This window comes from Bacillus sp. LM 4-2 (genome assembly GCF_000978495.1).
GTDB lineage: Bacteria > Bacillota > Bacilli > Bacillales > Bacillaceae > Bacillus > Bacillus subtilis.
In genome coordinates, this window is record NZ_CP011101.1 from 1,306,542 (window position 1) to 1,325,254 (window position 18,713).

Genomic DNA, 18,713 nt, shown 5'->3' on the forward strand with positions numbered 1-18,713 from the left:
AGGAGGAAATCAATTGAGAAATCAAGAGATCATTCGGAAAGCGGAAATGTCGCTTTCTGCTTTAAAAAGCGGCGGGCTTATGAACCCTGCGCAAGCATCGGCTTTTATCCGCATGGTGCAAAACACGCCGACCATTTTCAGTGAATCCCGCGTGATTCAAATGGAAAATGACTCGCAAAAATTTGAGAAAATCGGCTTCGGCCAGCGTATTCTGCGGGCTGCGCAAGAAGGAAAAGCACTGTCAAACGACGAGCTGACAGTTCCAACGACAAGCACTGTCCAGCTGAACACGAAGGAAGTCATTGCGGAAATTAACATTACGTATGACACATTTGAAAACAATATTGAAAAAGACGGCCTGCAGCAGACAATCATGCAAATTTTAGCAGAGCGCGCAGCAGTTGATATTGAAGAGCTGATCGTTAACGGTGATACAGCATCAGCTGATCCGTATCTGGCACAGCTGGACGGCATCCGTAAACAGGCGGTTTCCCATATCGTTGACATGAACGGTGAAGAACTGTCCAGAGCGACATTCAAGAAGGGCTTAAAGGCAGTTCCGCCGAAATATTTGCGCATCCCTCAGGAATTCAGATTCTATACGTCTCACGGCTTAGAAGTTGAATGGAAGGACCGCGTGGCAGACCGCCAGACAAACCTTGGGGACCAAGCTGTTCAGGGCGGCTTGTCAACAGCATTCGGCGTACCGGTCAAAGGGGTATCCAATATTCAGCCGTACACAGTCGGTGAGGGAGACGCGCAATATGACGCTTCTGATATCATTCTCACACATCCGAAAAATATCATTCTCGGCTTCTCCCGCAATATCCGAATTGAAGTCGACAAAGACATCCGCTCCCGTAAATTCATTATTGTCTTAACGGCCAAGCTGGACAGCAAGTTCGAGGAAGAGGATGCCTGCGCGAAATTAATTAACGTAAAAGAATAATAGAAACGAGGTGGTCAGCTCATGCTCATTGAACCGACTGACGTAGCTTCCTATTCGGTCTATGATCGGGTGAAAAACAGGCCGGAAGAGCTGCTGGCGCAGGATATCATCGAGGCGGAAGCAGAAGCGGCTCTCATCACGGGCCACCGCTTTGAAGACAGCTTGTATGATCCGCTGCCCGGCAAGGTGAAGTTGGCTTTAGTAAAGCTTGCCCAGTATTTTGCGCTTGTCAACAGCGATGAATCTGCCTCATCAAGCTATCAGTATGAGAAAATGGGGGATTATTCCTACACGGTTTCCGGAGAAGGCAGGATTCAGCGGCCTGAGGTGTATCATTTGCTCGAAGAGTTTATTAAGCCGGGCTACGTCCCTGAATCCTCCAGACTGAAGGTGAGATCTTTATGAGCTACAGGCAGATGCTCATTCACCGCTGCGATATTTATCATGAAGCAGCGCAAGCGCCGTCTGCAGGCCGATTTGGGATTCCGGCAGACAGGCTGCAGCCGGTGATTTCATATCCGGATACACCCGATGAACAAGATGTCCCTTGTTATTTTACCGAAAAAACACAGCAGCTGATTCAGGAGGAGCCGGATCAAACTGTATATCATAGCTTTCTCGTCCATTTTCCGTTGTCAGCGGACATCCGCGTGAACGATAAAATCATTTGGGAGAATCATAAATATATACTAAAGCTGCCGAAAAGGATCAGACATCATCATTGGGAGGTCGTCGCAGTCAGGGATGAAAGCCTATGAAAATAGCGGGATTGAAACAGCTGAACACGGCATTAAAAGAAGCGGCTTCAGGCGGTTTTTCCAGACAGGCGTCCCGGTGGCTTGAGGAGTGCGGGCAAGATTTTCTAGAGATCGTCCAATCTGAACTCATCAGCACACAAACGATTGATACAGAAAAACTGCTCAGTTCCTTTGAGAAAGGCGCAGAGGACAATCTCTGGATTGTGCAAAGCGGCGGGCTTTCGCTTGAGGTGGGGACACAGCTTGATTACGCCTCATTTCTTAATGACGGCCATTGGACGTCAAAACAAGATGTGAGATGGGTGCCGGGGCGTTTTCAAGGCTCACGGTTTATTTATGATCCAGCGGCTTCAACGGGAATGGCGCTCAAGAGAAAATGGATACCGGGCACGGGCTACTGGGATCATGCACTGCTTTTATATGAACAGCTGTTTGAAAAATCGCTGGAAAGCAAACTGCGCCAGTGGCTGAAGAAGCTGTAAAGGAGGAGCAGGATGAACAGTGAAACAGGATCGATCATGGCGTTTTTGTACAGCCGGTGGTCTGTTCCCATTTATGAACGCGAGCTTCCTGATCACTTTCAGGTGCCGTCGTTATATGTCCCGCCACCATCTGTTTTCGAGGAAACAGATACGGTCTCCACATTTAAAAAAACCTACAGTCTCAATGTGAAACTGTTTCATCTGGACTCCGTTCAGGCGCTGGATGAAGCGGACAGGCTCGCGGATGCCATCAGAGAAGCGAGAAATATGATTCCGCTGCTGAGTGAATCCGGCGAGAAGACGGGGGATATGGTTCGCATCTCCCAAATCGAGACAAGGGTAGGGGACAGGGGCGAGGCGGCCATGGTGATCAGGTGGAGCAGCAGATATTATTATCACAAAACAGAACAGCCTGTCTTACAGGATATCGACATGAACAGCGGGGTGAAATAAACGGTGTCAAAGGACAAACAACAGAAGAAGGCTGTACATACAAAGAGCCGGGAAGCTCTATTTGATACAGCGGATTTGATTAAGCACGCGAAGGAACTGTTCGGCGTTAAGCCGGATATTCTTCAGGGGGCTTTATTTGGCGTGGATCAACCACGTATGACGAAATCAGAAGCCAACCAATTGATTCAAACATTTCTAACCAAGGAGGTCATGTCATCATGAATGGCGGAACATTTACAACAGGCAAAGAAAAAGAACGTGCAGGCATTTATTTTAACTTTAAAACGACGGCACAGGAGCGGGTATCACTCAGTGAACGGGGAACAGTCGCACTTCCGGTCGCCTCAAGCTGGGGCGAAGCGAAAACGTTCGTCTCCATTTCCAGCGTTGAAGACCTAAACAAAAAAGTGGGCCTCAGCATTGATGACCCGTCTTTATTGCTGCTGCGTGAAGCGAAGAAAAATGCGAAAACGGTATTGATGTACCGTCTAACCGAAGGTGTCCGAGCGTCTGCTGATATTGCTGAAGGCGTCAAAGCAACTGCAGTATATGGCGGAACAAAAGGAAATGACATTATCATCCGCATCAATCAAAATGTGCTGGATGCTAATTCTTTCGATGTGACAACATATATGGACGAATCAGAGGTTGATAAACAGACTGTCAAAAAGGCTGAAGAATTAACAGCTAACGGCTATGTCACTTTTACCGGAACAGGCGATCTTTCTTCAACGATTCCTCTCACTGGATCAGAAGGAGACACTGCAGCTGAGACGCTGAATGCATCCGCGGGCATCCGTTTATCCGGCGGTACGGATAAAGCCCCTGTCAACTCCGACTATACAGATTTCTTAGCCGCGGCTGAAACGGAGAGCTTTGATGTGATTGCGCTGCCTGTTGCAGAAGGTGACCAGTTGAAAGCGACGTTTGCTGCTTTCATTAAACGCCTGCGCGACGGCCAAGGACAAAAAGTGCAAGGCGTCACAGCCAATTATGCCGGTGATTATGAAGGCATCATCAACGTAACCGAGGGTGTGCTGCTTGAAGATGGCACGGAAGTTACACCGGACAAAGCAACAGCTTGGGTAGCTGGAGCGAGTGCAGGAGCAACCTTTAACCAATCACTTACATTTGTAGAGTACGAAGGCGCAGTTGATGTGTTACACCGCCTTGACCACGATACGATTGTTGAACGTCTGGGTAAAGGTGAATTTTTATTCACATTCGACGCCCGTGATAAATCCGTCAGCGTAGAAAAGGATATTAACTCACTCGTGACGTTCACAGCTGAGAAAAACAAGAAATTTGCGAAGAACAAAATCGTTCGTGTCCTGGATGCTGTGAATAATGATTTAACACGCGAGCTGAAAGCCTTAATTAAATCAAGAAAAGGCAGCGGAAGCGATATCCCGGCATCTGAAGACGGACTGCAGTATGTAAAAACGATGATCACACAATACATGACAACGCTTCAGGACGCAGGCGGCATCACTGGCTTTGATTCCGATGAAGATATCACAATTTCAATGAATGAAGATCGTGACGGCTTCTTGATTGACCTGGCTGTACAGCCTGTCGACGCAGCAGAAAAATTCTACTTTAATGTGGAGGTAAACTAATATGGCATTAAAAGCACAAAACACAATCTCAGGAAAAGAAGGCCGTTTATTCCTCGATGGTGAGGAAATGGCACACATCAAAACTTTTGAAGCAAACGTCGAGAAAAACAAGTCTGAAGTCAACATTATGGGCCGCCGCATGACAGGCCATAAAACAACAGGGGCAAATGGAACAGGGACCGCGACGTTCTACAAAGTCACATCAAAATTCGTGCTATTGATGATGGACTATGTCAAAAAAGGCAGCGACCCTTATTTCACGCTCCAAGCTGTGCTGGATGATCAATCCTCCGGCCGGGGCACAGAGCGAGTCACGCTGTACGACGTCAACTTTGACTCTGCCAAAATCGCAAGCCTTGATGTCGATTCAGAAGCGTTAGAGGAAGAAGTTCCATTTACATTCGAAGACTTCGACGTCCCTGAAAAGCTATCTGACACGTTTTAATCAAAGCTGAATCAGCCCATACGCAGACCTTTCTCAGAAAGGTCTGTTTTTTAAAGATGAAACCAAACAATAGACAAGGGAGTTTTTTTACATGAGCGAGAAGAACGAAAACGTATATGATCTTTCCTTTTTTATGCCGGGAAAAACAATTGAAGCTGAGGAAATCAAAGTGCCGATCTCAAAGCGTTTTGTTGATAAAAAAGGGAATGTCATTCCGTTTATTTTAAAACCAATTACTACTGAACGGATTGATGAATTAGAGAAAGAAAACACCACATTTAAAAATGTGAAAGGCCGCGGCCGTGTCAAAGATTTAGACTCCCAGCGCTTTTATGCGAGAATTGCCATCGAATCTACTATTTATCCTGATTTTCGTTCAAAAGATTTAAGGGAAGCATACAAAACTGCGGATCCGGTAGAAGTTGCCAAACGTGTATTATCTGTTGGGGGAGAGTATGCGAACTGGCTGAATAAAGCAATTGAAATCAATGGTTTTGAAGATGATCTTGAAGATCTAGAAGAAGAAGCAAAAAACTAGTAAAGGATGGCGATAAGGAAGCTGTGTATTTGTACTATGCAATGCATGAGCTTCATTACTCGCCATCCCAACTTCTTGAATTATATGAAGCACCAAAACATTTTAAAGCTCTTTTATTTGGGTTGATAGGTTATAAGCTAGATCTATTAGAAAAAGAATCAAGGAGAGGAGGGAACTAATATCGCAAAATTAACAGCCCGTTTTGATCTCGAAGACAAGGTATCTAAAAAACTAAAACGGATACATAAAGGATTCCAAGAGGTCGAAAAAAAAGTCAAAACCATTAATCGGCAAATCAAAATCAGTATCAGAGCGGAAGATCAGGCATTTTACCGGCTGAGAAAAATAAACGACTATATCATTTTGAAATTCGCGAAATCGCTTGAAATTAAAGTTGTACTTGATGACCAAGTCACTTCAAAGCTTGATGCAATTGAAAGAAAACTTAAACGGCTGCCGAAAGAAACGAAGCTGACTGTCTCTTTGGTAGATCGGACAGCAGCTGCGTATAAAAAAATAAAGAAGATGCTTTCTAATCAAAAGCTATCATTCCTTTTGATTCCAGATGACAAGGTTACTTCTACAGTTAAAAGGATTATCGGTTATATTAAGAAAAATTTGAAAAACGGATACACAGTAAAACTAAAGGTCATCGATGAAATCACCAAAACAGTTAATCGATTAACAGCCCTTCTAAGGAAATTTGAAAAAACCTATTATGTAAAAGTGGTTGTTAAGACAAAAATATCAGACAAAATCAATAAAAAAGAAAGCCTGATTAACAAAGAAACTTCTAAGAAAGAATCAGACAAATCCTCAGATAAAGGCTCTGATAAAAACTCAGATCAAAAACCTGGATGGGTCGGAAAAATAAAAGGCTGGCTGAAGGATTGGTGGACAAAATCAGCTTGGCCTTGGATCAAAGATACGCTCAATGAAATAGGCAAAGCTTTTTTGGATCGTTTCAAAGAGAGATTGATAGAAAAGCTGAAAAATGATGTGTTTGATAAGATCATTGATAAAATTCTAGGACCACAAAAAAAGGACGATTCTGGTGAAAATTCTGACACAGATAAAAAAGTCCTTAACCGTAATACAGGAGGAAATTGTTGCTGTGACTGCTGTGAAGGCGGTATCAGCCCGGGCACTAAAAATAAAAAAACCTATAGAAAAAAGAAAAGTCCCACAAAGGCTCCAAACAGAACACTCAAGGTTCCTGGAGAGGTGATAAGAAGACGCCAGAGCGGCACACCTGCTGAAAGTGCACCTAGGACCTCGGGTTCCAAGTTAAAGAACTGGCTTGGAGGCTTAAAATCGCTAGGGAAGGATTCATCTAAACTAGGTAAAGCGTTCAGAGGAATGGGAAAGGCTGTTCCATACGTAGGATCTGCTTTAGCAGTGTTTGATTTAGCTGGAATCAATAAAGATAATGCTGGCGAAAAGGTTGGTTCAATTGGAGGACGTATTGCCGGAGCGGAAGCTGGTGCAACAGCCGGAGCGGAAGCTGGTGCAACGATTGGATCTTTCGTTGGTCCGGAAGGTACAGCAATCGGCGGCGCAATCGGCGGAATTGGCGGCGGGTTAGTAGGCGGAATCGGCGGCGAAGAAGCAGGTAAGAACATTGGTAAGATGTTTGATACTTCTAAGTTAAAGGAGAGCATAAGCAATTCACTATTTAACAAAGAGTGGTGGAGTGGAAAATGGAACTCCATTTCTGATACTGCCAATGGGGCTATTACTTGGATTGAAGATACATGGAGTAAAGTTTCAACTTGGTTTGACCAGTATGTGTTTACACCTATATATAATGTTGCTGTACCTGTAATTAATTTTATAGTAGGATTGTTTGCCTATGCCTGGGATGGCATATTGGCAGTATGGAACATTGTCTACCCGTGGTTTAAGGATAACGTGTGGGATCCAATAAGCGGAGCAGTTACTAATGTTGCTACAACGATATGGACTGGATTGTGCAACGCCTGGACGGTTATTTCAGGCATATGGTCTACTGTTTCAACATGGTTTATGGACAATGTGTGGAATCCTGTAAGTGAAGCCGTAACCACTGCGGCAACATGGATTTGGAGTAAGATCAATGATGCATGGACAATAATTTCCAATATTTGGACAGGAGTATCGAATTGGTTTTATGATAATGTATGGAACCCGATCGTCAAAAAAGTAGAAGATATTAAAACTTCAATAAAAGAAAAATTCGATGATGCAAGGAAATTTTTTGAGGATGCATGGGATGGAATTGAAACTTGGTTTAATGAACATGTGAAAGATCCATTGGTTAAAGTATCAGAGAAAATTGCTGAGAAATTTCAATGGCTATTCGATTTAAAAGATTCAGTTGGTGGTTTCGTTGCAAAAGTAATACACAGGGGGGAAGAAGTTACTCACCTCAAGAAAAAACCAATCAAAAAGGATTCGAAAGAGAAAAAAACTAGTTCCAAACCAACTACTAATAACATTTTTGCTCAATCTCCATCAAATAATAATATGACTGTTTTTCAACAAGCACTAGATCAGAACGCCACAGGCGGCTACATCACCAAACCAACCATCTCGTGGATCGGTGAAGCCGGCAAGGAATTCGTTATCCCGGTTGATAACAACCGAGGCCGGGGGAAGATGCTTCTTTCACAAGCGGCGTCTAAGCTGGGTATGCAAGTTGTAGACGACATGGGCGCAGCTTCGTCTTCTGGCGGAAGTCCAGCATCTGTTTCAGGAGGAGCAGCTGTCAGTCCTCTATCAGGCACAGCCTCCCCAGTAATGAACACTGCAAATCTTACAGGCCAAGCGTCCACACTCGGACAGCAATTTTCAGAAGGCTTTGGTAAAGGCATCAGCGATCAGCCGGTCAAAATGGAAGACTGGAAAAAGAAAAACATCAATACACCATTTACACAAATGATTTCTGCTTCACCAAATTACGGTAAACAAATGGTAAGTGGGTATGCCAAGGGCCAAAGCGGCACTGCAACCGGAACAGACGGCTTTTTGCAATCAAAAGTTAAAACGCCGTTCCAAGCCACTGTGAGCAAATCGTCTTCATGGGGCACAGGAACGGTCAAAGGCTTTGCGCAAGGACAAAATTCAACCCAAACAGGGACTGCACAGTATGTGAGTACACATGTTGACAAACCGTTCCTGCGTTCAAAAGACACATCGAACAGCTGGGGCTCCGGTTTGATTGGAAACTTTGTGACAGGCATGAATTCTAAATCCAGTGAAGTAAAACAAGCAGCAAAGGATATGGCCAAGAGAGTGGAGCAGGCTTTCCGTGAAGAATTAGATATCCATTCACCTTCTCGAGTCATGATGAGCTTGGGGCGTTTTGCCTCTGTCGGTGTTGTAAAAGGACTGGATTCTGTCGATGTGAAAAAATACGCAGAAAAACAAGCCGGTTCATTGGCAGCTGCTTATTCCGGAATGGGTGCAGTAGGGGGAAATGTGAAACAGTGGCTTATGGCAGCAATAATGGCCACAAAGACACCATTGAGCTGGCTCTCGGGATTAATGACGATTGCACAGTATGAATCAGGGGGCAACCCGAACTCTATTAACCTGTGGGATAGCAACGCGAAGGCGGGAAATCCATCACAAGGACTCATGCAGACAGTTCCAACCACATTTAATGCTCATAAAGCACCGGGCATGGGTAACATTAGAAATCCGATTCACAACGCTGCTGCCGCGATCGGCTATATCAAAAGCAGATACGGCTCAATTGATAATGTACCTGGCATTAAAAGCCTGAAACGTGGCGGTCCTTATGTCGGTTATGCAAACGGCGGGCTGATCACGAAAGAACAAATTGCCCGTGTCGGTGAAGGAAACAAGCGGGAATGGATCATCCCAGAGGAACGGGGCATCCGCGGTCGCTACCTTCTTCAGAGAGCGGCACAGGCTCTTGGTATGGAAGTGACAGATCCGTCTCAATCCCAGCAGTCTGAGCTTTCTTCAGGACAAGTTTCAGCTGTTACATCCGGTACACGGCAAACGATACAAACAGCCGGAACGAAAGAAATAAAGATTGAGTTTAACGGAGACCAGCACTTCCATAATGGACAGGACGCTGAAAGCCTTGCGGCGAAAATCAAGCAGGCGCTTATAGATGAACTGCAAAAGGATATCAATATTGGAACGAAGGGAGTCGTTGCATTTGACTAAATCCGTATATGAATTTTGGATTTCACAAGGGAAGGACAAGCTGCGGCTCCCCGTTCTTCCCGACCAGCTGAATATTTCAAATACGGTTCAGAATGAGACGGTTAAAGTAGCCAAGTTCGGTGACCTTACATTTATTGACGAACAAGGCGCGAAAGAAATTTCGTTCTCTTCGTTTTTTCCGAAGAAATACAGCCCAATAGCTGAATATCAAACCTTCCCGTCGCCGGAAAATGCGATAACAAAAATTGAAAAATGGATGAAGGCCAAAAAACCGGTTCAGTTTTTGATTACGGGAACTAAAGTGAATTTAACATGCAGTATTGAAGGTTTTTCCTATAGCGAAGGCCAGCAGGATATAGGTGATCGTTCCTTTGATATTCAATTAAAAGAATACAAAACCGCTTCCCCGCGGAAAATCAAGCAAAAGAAAAAAACAAAGGCAAAACGTCCGTCGAAGGCTGCGCCGAAGACGTACACAGTGAAAAAGGGAGACACGCTATGGGACATTGCAGGCAGATTTTACGGGAACAGCACTCAATGGCGCAAAATTTGGAACGCCAATAAAACAGCAATGATCAAACGAAGCAAACGGAACATCAGGCAGCCGGGCCACTGGATTTTTCCCGGCCAAAAATTAAAGATACCGCAATGAAACAGGTGATGTATGATGATAGAACTGTTCGTCATTAAAGACACAGAGTGGCTTGAGCTGGTTGCAGAAAGCGTATCGCTTGAAGGCCATCGTTATCAGGCGCCGCGCTCCATTGAAGCGACCATCGTCACCAAACAGGGCGACCAGACGTATTACAGTGTCTCAGAAGGAGATACGGTCTTGTTTAAATGGAAGGGAAAAGAGCTGTTTCGGGGCATTGTTTTTGCAAGAACCCCGGACGAGCATACGCTTGCCTTCAGCGCTTATGACATGCTGCAGTACCTGGTCAAAAACCAGGATATGTACGTGTTTTCCAATCAGCGGGCCGACCAGATCATCAGAAGGATTGCGAGTGACTTCCAGATACCGACAACCTCGATCGCAAACACAGGCCATACGATCAAAAGTCTTGTCATTAAAAATGATACGACATTGTATGACATCATATTAAAAGCGCTGAAACAGACGAAAAGCCAGACAGGACGACATTACCAGCTGTATTCGGAAAAAGGAAAGCTCGGTCTGCGCGCTTGGCCAGATCCGTCAGAGGTATGGGTGCTTGAAACGGGCGTCAATATAACGGGCTACCAATACAGCACTTCTATAAACGACACTGCTACTCGGGTGGTGCTTCGCCGGCAAAAGGACAATAAGACATATAAAGCCTCTGCCAAGGACAGTTCAGGCTTAAATAAATACGGTGTGCTTCAATATACGGAAACGGTCACAGATGACATCAACCAGGCACAGCTTCAGCAGCGGGCAGATGTACGTCTTGCTGAAAAAAAGGGCGTGAAAAAAGAACTGAAAAATATTCAGGCAGTGGGCATCCCAGAAGTGCAGAGCGGCTTGCCCGTCTATATTTCGATTCCAGAGGCCGGCATCAAGAAAACCTATTGGGTAGATACGGACCGGCATGAATTTAAAGGAACGAAACATACGATGACGATCGATGTTGTCGAAAAGAACACGATGCCGGAAGGAGTATCCTGATGAGATTAAGTGAGGCTATAAAACATTTGGCAGTCGGCGCAGTTGACGCTGAGTCTCCGGTAGAACTGCTCCCGGCTGAAGTCGTTTCGGTTTCTCCTGTGGAAATCAAATTAAAAGAAAACAGCAAACTGATCATACCGGAAGACGCCATCATTATCCCAAAACGAATGCAGTCCGGAGGAGACGATGCACTCGAGCCGGGGGATCGCCTCATGACCGCGGCTCTGACTGGCGGGCAATCGTTTTTTATTTTAGATAAGGTATAGACAAAACCGCTTCAGTACGAAGGGGTTTTTATTTAGCATGTAAAAGGAGTGGGCATCATGGCCCTGACACCAGAAGTGGAGTTTGAGGATTTTGAAGATGAGAGCGAAGTCATTGAAACCTCGCAAACGTATAAAATAGATTTTGAAAACGGAAGAATTACGAATGAGCTGATTACCGGGCTTGAAGCGATCAGGCAGTTCGTGTATATCGCCTTACAGACAGAACGCTATGCGTATTCCGTATACAGCCATAATGTCGGAAACGAGCTTCAGGACGTGCTGACAGATCATGAGACGACTGATGCGTATAAAAAGATGGAGATCCCGAGGCTGATAGAAGAGGCGCTGGTTTATGATGACCGGATATCGGCTGTAACAGATTTTGAGATTGAAAAACAAGGCGACGCGTTTCATGTGTCCTTCGTGGTGGAGACGGATGAAGGAACGCTTGAGATTGAGGAGGTGATTGGCGAAGATGTTTGAAGATCAGACTTTTGAAGCGATTATGGAGCGTATGCTGAACAGCATTTCCGCAGATATTGACACAAGAGAAGGCAGTGTCATTTATAATGCGTTAGCCCCAGCGGCGGCCGAGCTTGCGAAGTCTTATATATGGCTGGATACTGTGCTTGAGCTAGTTTTTTCTGATACCGCACAAGGCGAATTTTTAGACAGGCGTGCAGCGGAAGCGGGAATTGAAAGAACTGCCGCGACAAAGGCTGTCAGAGCGGGAGAGTTTACATCTGGAGTTACTATTCCTGTCGGCTCCCGCTTTTACGTGGATAATCTTTATTTTCAATATACGGCAGACGGGACGCTCATCTGTGAAACACCTGGTGAAGCAGGAAACGCCAATCTGACCGGACGCAATTTACTGTCATTGGATACCATTCCCGGTTTAGAAACGGCCATTGTCAAAGAAATCCTGATTCCGGGGCGCGAGGAAGAGGGAGATGACAGCTTGCGAGAACGGTATTTTACAAGGGTTCGGCGTGAGGCCGTCAGTGCCAATAAAATGCATTATAAAGAGTGGGCTGAAGAAGTGGACGGTGTGGGCAAGGCAAAGATCTTCCCGCTTTGGAACGGTGAAGGCACGGTCAAAATTGTCGTCACGAATGCGAATCTTGAGCCCGCTTCTCAAATTTTAATTCAAAAAGTGAAAGATTATATCGACCCTGAACCAGGGCAGGGAGAGGGACAGGCGCCAATCGGAGCCGTTGTCACAGTGGAGAGCGCGGTCTGGAAAGAAGTTGAGATTTCTGCCGAAGTGCTGCCTGAGATCAATCACTCAATTGATGAAGTGAAGTCAGAAATTGAGGAAGGCGTTTTAAATCTCTTTAAGAAAATGGCGTTTGAAGATAACGTCATCCGCCTTTCTCAAATTAACAATATCGTCTATAATTCACCATCAGTCAGTGACTACTCCAATATTCAAATCAACGGCACGTCTGAAAATCTGGTGCTGAGCGACGTGGAAATTCCTAAGCTTGGGCAGGTGAAGATCATTGAGCAAACAAGATGACATGCGAGCTTATCTGCCGCCGTTTCTCACCAGCCTTAAAGAAATGGCTGAGCTGCTGAAAGCGGAAGCGCCTGAGTTTGATAAACAAAATGACAGCATATTTGATCTGACGGATCAGTTATTCGTACCGACGGCGACTTGGGGGCTCAGCCGCTGGGAAAAAATTTTAAACGTCCCGCGGGAATCAGGCGACACTGATGAGATCAGACGATTGCGGCTCATTTCCAAAATGTCGAACATCCCGCCAATCACATACAGGGCCATTGAGCAGGCGGTAAACCGTTTCTTGAAAAACCCGTCTGCACAGGTCCGCCTGCTTCCCGGCGAATACCGATTTAACGTCGATATCAATGTTGATGACCTCCAGCACATGAATGAGCTGATCGAAGCGATAGAAAACATGAAGCCCGCTCATTTGGCGTATACGCTCAGAGGCGGATTGAACGAGACGCTGCAAATCAAAGACACAGTCATCCTGAATCATCGCAGATACCGAACAGCCAGTGAGCTCAAGGTCGGTTATTCTGTCACTCTTAACAATAATGAGGTGGTCTTAACTTGATTTCAACCATATACAGAGAACGCACAGCGGCTGATCTAAAAAGCAGAATCGATCACGTGCTGCTCAACGGCCAAAAAACAGAAATAGTAGATCTCGCCATTGACGGTGCGACCGTCACCGTTCTGACAAAACGTGAGGAAGACATCAAGCATATCGAAACGGTACAAATTTTTGACGAGCTGGGCAATGTGATCACAGAGAGAAAGACTGACCTGGACGTCAGCGAAAACAGAACACTTGATTTCAGATTTACTTTTGAGGTGGTGTAAACATGGCATACGAAGAAAAAACAGACTGGCTTCCGGACGACCCCATCAACGAAGATGACGTCAACCGCTGGGAAAAAGGCATAAAAGACGCCCACACCGACCTGGCTGCCCACAAAAACGACATGAACAACCCCCACAACACAACAAAGGCGCAAATCGGGCTGGGGAACGTAGATAATGTGCAGCAGGCGGCGAAGAAGGATTTTGACAAGCATGTGAATGATGGTACGATTCACATTACTGCTGCTGAAAGGTCAAAGTGGAACAACGCTCAGTTAAGTAAGATATCAGGTGATGATGGAAGGGTCTTTTACAAGAGTGTGACCGAAATTACTGATTATAATGATTTAACCGATACTGGTATGTACTTAATATACAATGACGGCTTGAACGGTCCGGGCCTAAATCAGTGTTTTCTCCTTGTGATGAGCTATAAAAACACACTTGTTCAAATAGCTTATGACGGAATTAAGGGAGAGCAGTCATTTTTTAGAATAAGAAAAAACGATTCTACAACATGGACAGCATGGATTGAATCAGAAACTACAGAGGGGTCTCAAAAGAAAATAGATGCACATGCTAATAAAACAGATATCCACGTAACAAAATCAGATAAAGACAAGTGGAACGACTCACAGCTCTTTAAAATAACTCAGGATAACGGTCTCGCAAAGTACTGTGAAGATGCAGATTTCAATACTGTCATCGAAACTGGATTCTATTACATGAGTGGTGCGACAACAACATTAAATGCTCCTGTTAATAACAATGGTTATTTAATGGTTTATAATTTCAGCACGTATGCATATCAAGAATACACGTCTTATAGCAGTAGTGACACAATATCAACTGGCCGAAGGAAATTCATGAGGAATAAAGTGGCTAACTCAGACGTTTGGACATCTTGGCGTGAGATCGAATCGGTTGAAGGCTCACAGATCAAAGTAGATGCACATGCCAATAAAACAGATATCCACGTAACAAAATCGGATAAAGACAAATGGAATAATGCACAACTATATAGATTAACAGATACTCAAGGTTGCCGAACTAAAATCCCAGATGGGACTGACTTGTTAACACTACCCTCTGGCTTTTACTATGCATTAGGGAACGTCATAACAAATAATCCTGTTTCAGGAGATGGATCATGGTATAACTATGATGTTATCGAAACAGAGGGAGGCGGACGAAAAACAATTTTGGCCTCTAGAAGTTATGACGGAACCTTTTGGACGGCAACGATCCATACAGACGGCGTGTTTAAAGGCTGGAATAAGATCGAGACTGAGGTAAGTGCTCAAACCAAAGCAGATAAAGCGCTAGCTGATGCTAAAAACTATGTTGACTCTAATTATACGAATAATAAATTAACAGTTCTTACAGGCTCTAATGCAATACAAGACGCAAGAACTGGGGGGAATGAATATCCTCCAGGGTTAACACTAATGGATATTGGTCAAGGAAATACTACAGGTTATCCACTTGGTTATGGAATTGTAAAAAATGAGAAATACAGTGATTTTAGATTTACTCAATATTTTTACGGTACAGGAAATGAATCAAATAGTTATATTGATAGTACTGGAACGTGGGTTCGTCACTGGTGGAGTGGTTCCGGCTGGACTGCGTGGCAAAAGATATCAGGGTTTGCTCACGCTAATATTGGGACTACTGGGCGTCAAGCTCTTATTAAAGGAGAAAATAACAAAATTAAATATAACCGTATTATAAAAGATAGCCATAAATTGTTTGATACAAAAAACAATAGGTTTGTAGCCAGTCATGCAGGAATGCATTTAGTCAGTGCTAGTTTATATATAGAAAATACTGAGCGATACTCCAATTTTGAATTATATGTTTATGTAAACGGCACAAAGTATAAATTAATGAATCAATTTAGAATGCCTACCCCTTCCAATAACAGTGATAATGAGTTTAATGCAACTGTTACTGGATCTGTTACAGTTCCGCTTGATGCAGGAGATTATGTTGAAATTTATGTTTATGTTGGTTATTCTGGAGATGTAACACGATATGTTACAGATTCGAATGGAGCTCTCAATTATTTTGATGTTCTGGAGCTTGGCGGAAGAAATTACCCGAGAGTTTAGGAGGTACCTTTATGATCTTATATGATGCCATTATGTACAAGTATCCAAACGCAGTATCGAGAAAGGATTTTGAATTGCGTAATGACGGGAACGGTTCATACATTGAGAAATGGAATCTCCGGGCGCCGTTGCCGACTCAGGCAGAACTCGAATCCTGGTGGGAGGAATCACAAAAAAACCCGCCGTACGAGCCGCCTGATCAGGTGGAGCTTCTCGCTCAAGAATTGTCACAAGAAAAGCTGGCACGCAAGCAGCTTGAAGAATTGAACAAAACATTAGGTAACGAGTTGTCAGATATAAAGCTATCATTACTTTCCTTGAAAGGAGATCTTGCCGAATGAATTATTGGGTGCTTGCCCTCTATTATGAGTGGGCGACAGCAGATATGGTAAAACAAGCATTAGCATATAAAGACTGTTCAATTGAGGATCTGGCAGAGGGTGTGAACAAAAAGCTGATCACAGCTGACCAGTATAAAGAAATTACCGGTAAAGCCATGTAGTAAGGCTTTTTTATTTTGCCTGTTTTTAGATCAAAGGAGGATGAAGATGGTGAAGTATCAATATGAATTTCCTCTCGATAGGACTGGAAAAGCCGGCGCTGTAAAGCCCTATCGAGGAGGAAAAAATGATTTTGTGACACCTGTTTCGAATTTGTCAGGCGTAGCGGAGATTTTAACAAATGCTGCTTTAAAGGCTACTGAGGCATACAGTCAGCTCGGACAGGACAGGCTTGGCGCAGTTCTGATTTCGAAAGTGAAGGGCTGGGCGTATGCAGATCGTGAAGGTACGCTCTTTATAGAAGAAAGTGACAATAACAATGTTTGGACAACGACAGCAGCAGTTAATGTCGCAGCAGGTGTCCTGACAGCGACGGACTGGGTATATCTTTCTAAACGCTATTACCGTTTCCGCTATGTGAACGGGAATCTTCAGCAATCTGAGTTTGTATTATACCAATCAGTCGGTGCGGGTGAGATGGATGTGCGTGTCAATGGAAAAACGCCTTTACAGATTGACTTTGCGGAGAATCAAACACACGATGGACGGCTGAAAGTCGAGGCTCGCAAAACATTTGACTTTGTCTTTCATGAAAATGCAGAGTCCGCCGGCGAGGGGGCAGCTTTACCTGTTGACGGTGCCGCGCATTTACTCGTTGAAATCTACGGCACAGCGGAAATGAGCGAAGTCAAATTTTGGGGCAAATCGGTGTCAGGGCAGAAACTGCCGATCAGAGGCGTGAAAACTGATGATGCCACCTCTGCTTTGAGTACATTAGGAAAAGCTGAGGCATGGGCCTTCGATATTAAAGGGTTTAAGGAGGTCATCATGGAGATCGTCAGTATCACCGGCGGTACTCTCTCGGTAAAAGGGACCGCTGTTTCATAACAGTTTTGGCTCTCGGAAGGGAGGTGATCTGCATGTGAAGGAGGAGTGAATAATGCAGCAAGAGGCAGATGTGAATGTGTTTCAGCAGGACTTAGCAGACATAAAAGGCGAGCACAAAGCACTTGAGCAGAGGGTTTCCGCATTAGAACGCGTGTCTGACCGTCAAGACCAGCAAATCATGACGCTGAACGAAAAATTAAACAAAATTGAAGAAAACACTACGTGGATTAAACGCACCATCACAGGTGCCATCATTACAGCAGTGTCTACAGGCATCATTGGCGGAGCCATCGCCATTATGTACAGCCTGCTGCAGCATTAAAGGGGGATTTTCATGAACACGTTTGACAAGGGCACGGTCATCAGGACGGTGCTTCTTTTAATTGCTTTAATCAACCAGACCATGCTGATGCTCGGCAAATCACCATTGGACATTCAGGAGGAGCAGGTCAATCAGCTCGCTGACGCTCTTTATTCAGCTGGTTCCATCGCATTTACAATTGGAACGACACTTGCCGCTTGGTTTAAAAACAACTATGTAACAGAAAAAGGAAAAAAACAGCGCGACTTGTTAAGGGACAATAATCTGACGAAATAAGGAGAGATGAAAATGGTTAACATTATTCAAGACTTTATTCCGGTTGGCGCAAATAACCGTCCAGGCTACGCAATGACGCCGCTTTACATTACGGTGCACAATACAGCGAATACCGCAGTAGGAGCGGATGCTGCAGCGCATGCCCGCTATTTGAAAAATCCTGATACGACGACAAGCTGGCATTTTACAGTTGATGATACAGAAATTTATCAGCATCTGCCTTTAAATGAAAACGGCTGGCATGCGGGAGACGGAAATGGCAGCGGCAACCGGGCTTCTATTGGAATTGAAATTTGCGAAAATGCCGATGGCGATTTTGCAAAAGCAACAGCAAATGCCCAGTGGCTCATCAAAACATTAATGGCTGAACATAATATCAGTCTCGCCAATGTCGTCCCTCATAAGTATTGGTCAGGGAAGGAATGTCCGCGAAAATTGTTAGATACGTGGGATTCGTTCAAAGCAGGAATTGGGGGAGGCGGCAGCCAAACTTACGTCGTGAAACAGGGCGACACACTTACATCTATAGCGAGAGCATTTGGTGTTACGGTTGCTCAGCTGCAAGAGTGGAACAATATCGAAGACCCGAATCTTATTCGCGTTGGTCAAGTATTAATTGTAAGTGCTCCATCGGCTGCTGAAAAACCCGAGCTCTATCCGCTCCCTGATGGTATCATTCAATTGACAACACCTTATACATCAGGAGAACACGTCTTTCAGGTGCAACGAGCACTTGCGGCTCTGTATTTTTACCCTGATAAAGGCGCTGTTAACAACGGAATTGACGGCGTTTACGGACCGAAAACAGCTGACGCAGTTGCCCGTTTTCAGTCTGTTAACGGTCTAACTGCTGACGGTATCTACGGGCCTGCGACGAAAGAGAAGATCGCAGCGCAATTAAGCTGATCAAAGACCATAAAAATCCC

At 44.6% G+C, this 18,713-nt stretch carries 25 protein-coding genes; all 25 read left to right on the forward strand.

What is annotated here, in order from left to right; translation table 11 throughout:
- Nucleotides 1-13: 13 nt before the first annotated feature.
- The 25 genes from bslm_RS06650 to bslm_RS06765 all read left to right on the forward strand — a co-directional run bounded on the left by bslm_RS06650 (nucleotide 14) and on the right by bslm_RS06765 (nucleotide 18,693).
- Nucleotides 14-949 carry a phage major capsid protein gene (locus bslm_RS06650; protein WP_019712464.1) on the forward strand — a complete coding sequence of 312 codons (936 nt, stop codon included), beginning with the start codon at nucleotides 14-16 and terminating at the stop codon, nucleotides 947-949.
- A gap of 21 nt (nucleotides 950-970) precedes the next feature.
- The gene (gene yqbG / locus bslm_RS06655) at nucleotides 971-1,354 is read left to right on the forward strand and encodes a protein YqbG (RefSeq protein WP_003245011.1); all 384 of its coding nucleotides are present in this window, start codon (nucleotides 971-973) and stop codon (nucleotides 1,352-1,354) included.
- A complete protein-coding gene (locus tag bslm_RS06660; RefSeq protein ID WP_009967053.1) occupies nucleotides 1,351-1,707 on the forward strand; it encodes a YqbH/XkdH family protein in 357 nt (118 codons plus the stop codon). Before yqbG ends, bslm_RS06660 begins: the two co-directional genes overlap by 4 nt.
- Nucleotides 1,704-2,189 carry an HK97 gp10 family phage protein gene (locus bslm_RS06665; RefSeq protein WP_003245226.1) on the forward strand — a complete coding sequence of 162 codons (486 nt, stop codon included), beginning with the start codon at nucleotides 1,704-1,706 and terminating at the stop codon, nucleotides 2,187-2,189. Before bslm_RS06660 ends, bslm_RS06665 begins: the two co-directional genes overlap by 4 nt.
- 12 nt (nucleotides 2,190-2,201) lie before the next feature.
- Entirely contained in the window at nucleotides 2,202-2,642 is a 441-nt protein-coding gene (locus tag bslm_RS06670) for a phage-like element PBSX protein XkdJ (RefSeq protein WP_003232680.1), read from the forward strand.
- A gap of 3 nt (nucleotides 2,643-2,645) precedes the next feature.
- Nucleotides 2,646-2,864: a YqzN/YkzM domain-containing protein gene (locus tag bslm_RS06675; protein WP_003232679.1), complete on the forward strand. Its 219-nt coding sequence runs from the start codon at nucleotides 2,646-2,648 to the stop codon at nucleotides 2,862-2,864.
- Nucleotides 2,861-4,261, forward strand: a complete 1,401-nt coding sequence (locus tag bslm_RS06680) for a phage tail sheath family protein (protein WP_003245369.1) — start codon at nucleotides 2,861-2,863, stop codon at nucleotides 4,259-4,261. Before bslm_RS06675 ends, bslm_RS06680 begins: the two co-directional genes overlap by 4 nt.
- A 1-nt stretch (nucleotide 4,262) precedes the next feature.
- Nucleotides 4,263-4,706: a phage tail tube protein gene (locus bslm_RS06685; RefSeq protein WP_003232677.1), complete on the forward strand. Its 444-nt coding sequence runs from the start codon at nucleotides 4,263-4,265 to the stop codon at nucleotides 4,704-4,706.
- 91 nt (nucleotides 4,707-4,797) lie between these two features.
- Entirely contained in the window at nucleotides 4,798-5,244 is a 447-nt protein-coding gene (locus tag bslm_RS06690; protein WP_003232676.1) for a phage tail assembly chaperone, read from the forward strand.
- Nucleotides 5,245-5,273: 29 nt separating this feature from the next.
- A complete protein-coding gene (locus bslm_RS20580) occupies nucleotides 5,274-5,423 on the forward strand; it encodes a hypothetical protein (protein ID WP_003239113.1) in 150 nt (49 codons plus the stop codon).
- Nucleotide 5,424: 1 nt separating this feature from the next.
- On the forward strand, nucleotides 5,425-9,423 hold the full coding sequence (locus tag bslm_RS06695) for a transglycosylase SLT domain-containing protein (protein WP_080481029.1): 3,999 nt from the start codon (nucleotides 5,425-5,427) through the stop codon (nucleotides 9,421-9,423).
- Nucleotides 9,416-10,075, forward strand: coding sequence for a LysM peptidoglycan-binding domain-containing protein (locus tag bslm_RS06700; RefSeq protein ID WP_046380957.1), 660 nt, complete (start codon nucleotides 9,416-9,418; stop codon nucleotides 10,073-10,075). Before bslm_RS06695 ends, bslm_RS06700 begins: the two co-directional genes overlap by 8 nt.
- Before the next feature lie 15 nt (nucleotides 10,076-10,090).
- On the forward strand, nucleotides 10,091-11,068 hold the full coding sequence (locus bslm_RS06705) for a phage-like element PBSX protein XkdQ (RefSeq protein ID WP_003245730.1): 978 nt from the start codon (nucleotides 10,091-10,093) through the stop codon (nucleotides 11,066-11,068).
- The gene (locus bslm_RS06710; protein ID WP_003244812.1) at nucleotides 11,068-11,334 is read left to right on the forward strand and encodes a DUF2577 family protein; all 267 of its coding nucleotides are present in this window, start codon (nucleotides 11,068-11,070) and stop codon (nucleotides 11,332-11,334) included. The genes bslm_RS06705 and bslm_RS06710 overlap by 1 nt, the downstream gene beginning before the upstream one ends.
- A 57-nt stretch (nucleotides 11,335-11,391) precedes the next feature.
- Nucleotides 11,392-11,817, forward strand: a complete 426-nt coding sequence (locus tag bslm_RS06715; RefSeq protein ID WP_014663657.1) for a DUF2634 domain-containing protein — start codon at nucleotides 11,392-11,394, stop codon at nucleotides 11,815-11,817.
- Complete coding sequence (locus tag bslm_RS06720) at nucleotides 11,810-12,856, forward strand: baseplate J/gp47 family protein (protein ID WP_015252271.1); 1,047 nt, start codon at nucleotides 11,810-11,812, stop codon at nucleotides 12,854-12,856. The genes bslm_RS06715 and bslm_RS06720 overlap by 8 nt, the downstream gene beginning before the upstream one ends.
- Complete coding sequence (locus bslm_RS06725; protein WP_014476551.1) at nucleotides 12,840-13,418, forward strand: YmfQ family protein; 579 nt, start codon at nucleotides 12,840-12,842, stop codon at nucleotides 13,416-13,418. Before bslm_RS06720 ends, bslm_RS06725 begins: the two co-directional genes overlap by 17 nt.
- Complete coding sequence (locus bslm_RS06730; RefSeq protein ID WP_029317674.1) at nucleotides 13,415-13,687, forward strand: hypothetical protein; 273 nt, start codon at nucleotides 13,415-13,417, stop codon at nucleotides 13,685-13,687. Before bslm_RS06725 ends, bslm_RS06730 begins: the two co-directional genes overlap by 4 nt.
- A gap of 2 nt (nucleotides 13,688-13,689) precedes the next feature.
- On the forward strand, nucleotides 13,690-15,801 hold the full coding sequence (locus tag bslm_RS06735) for a pyocin knob domain-containing protein (RefSeq protein ID WP_046380958.1): 2,112 nt from the start codon (nucleotides 13,690-13,692) through the stop codon (nucleotides 15,799-15,801).
- Between the two features lie 11 nt (nucleotides 15,802-15,812).
- A complete protein-coding gene (locus bslm_RS06740) occupies nucleotides 15,813-16,142 on the forward strand; it encodes an XkdW family protein (protein WP_046380959.1) in 330 nt (109 codons plus the stop codon).
- A complete protein-coding gene (locus tag bslm_RS06745) occupies nucleotides 16,139-16,303 on the forward strand; it encodes an XkdX family protein (protein ID WP_014479563.1) in 165 nt (54 codons plus the stop codon). The genes bslm_RS06740 and bslm_RS06745 overlap by 4 nt, the downstream gene beginning before the upstream one ends.
- Before the next feature lie 46 nt (nucleotides 16,304-16,349).
- Nucleotides 16,350-17,189: a phage-like element PBSX protein XepA gene (xepA, locus tag bslm_RS06750; RefSeq protein WP_046380960.1), complete on the forward strand. Its 840-nt coding sequence runs from the start codon at nucleotides 16,350-16,352 to the stop codon at nucleotides 17,187-17,189.
- Between the two features lie 52 nt (nucleotides 17,190-17,241).
- The gene (locus bslm_RS06755) at nucleotides 17,242-17,511 is read left to right on the forward strand and encodes a hemolysin XhlA family protein (protein WP_015252265.1); all 270 of its coding nucleotides are present in this window, start codon (nucleotides 17,242-17,244) and stop codon (nucleotides 17,509-17,511) included.
- Nucleotides 17,512-17,523: 12 nt separating this feature from the next.
- The gene (locus bslm_RS06760; protein ID WP_003232653.1) at nucleotides 17,524-17,787 is read left to right on the forward strand and encodes a phage holin; all 264 of its coding nucleotides are present in this window, start codon (nucleotides 17,524-17,526) and stop codon (nucleotides 17,785-17,787) included.
- A gap of 12 nt (nucleotides 17,788-17,799) precedes the next feature.
- Complete coding sequence (locus bslm_RS06765) at nucleotides 17,800-18,693, forward strand: N-acetylmuramoyl-L-alanine amidase (protein WP_003245230.1); 894 nt, start codon at nucleotides 17,800-17,802, stop codon at nucleotides 18,691-18,693.
- Nucleotides 18,694-18,713: the final 20 nt, after the last annotated feature.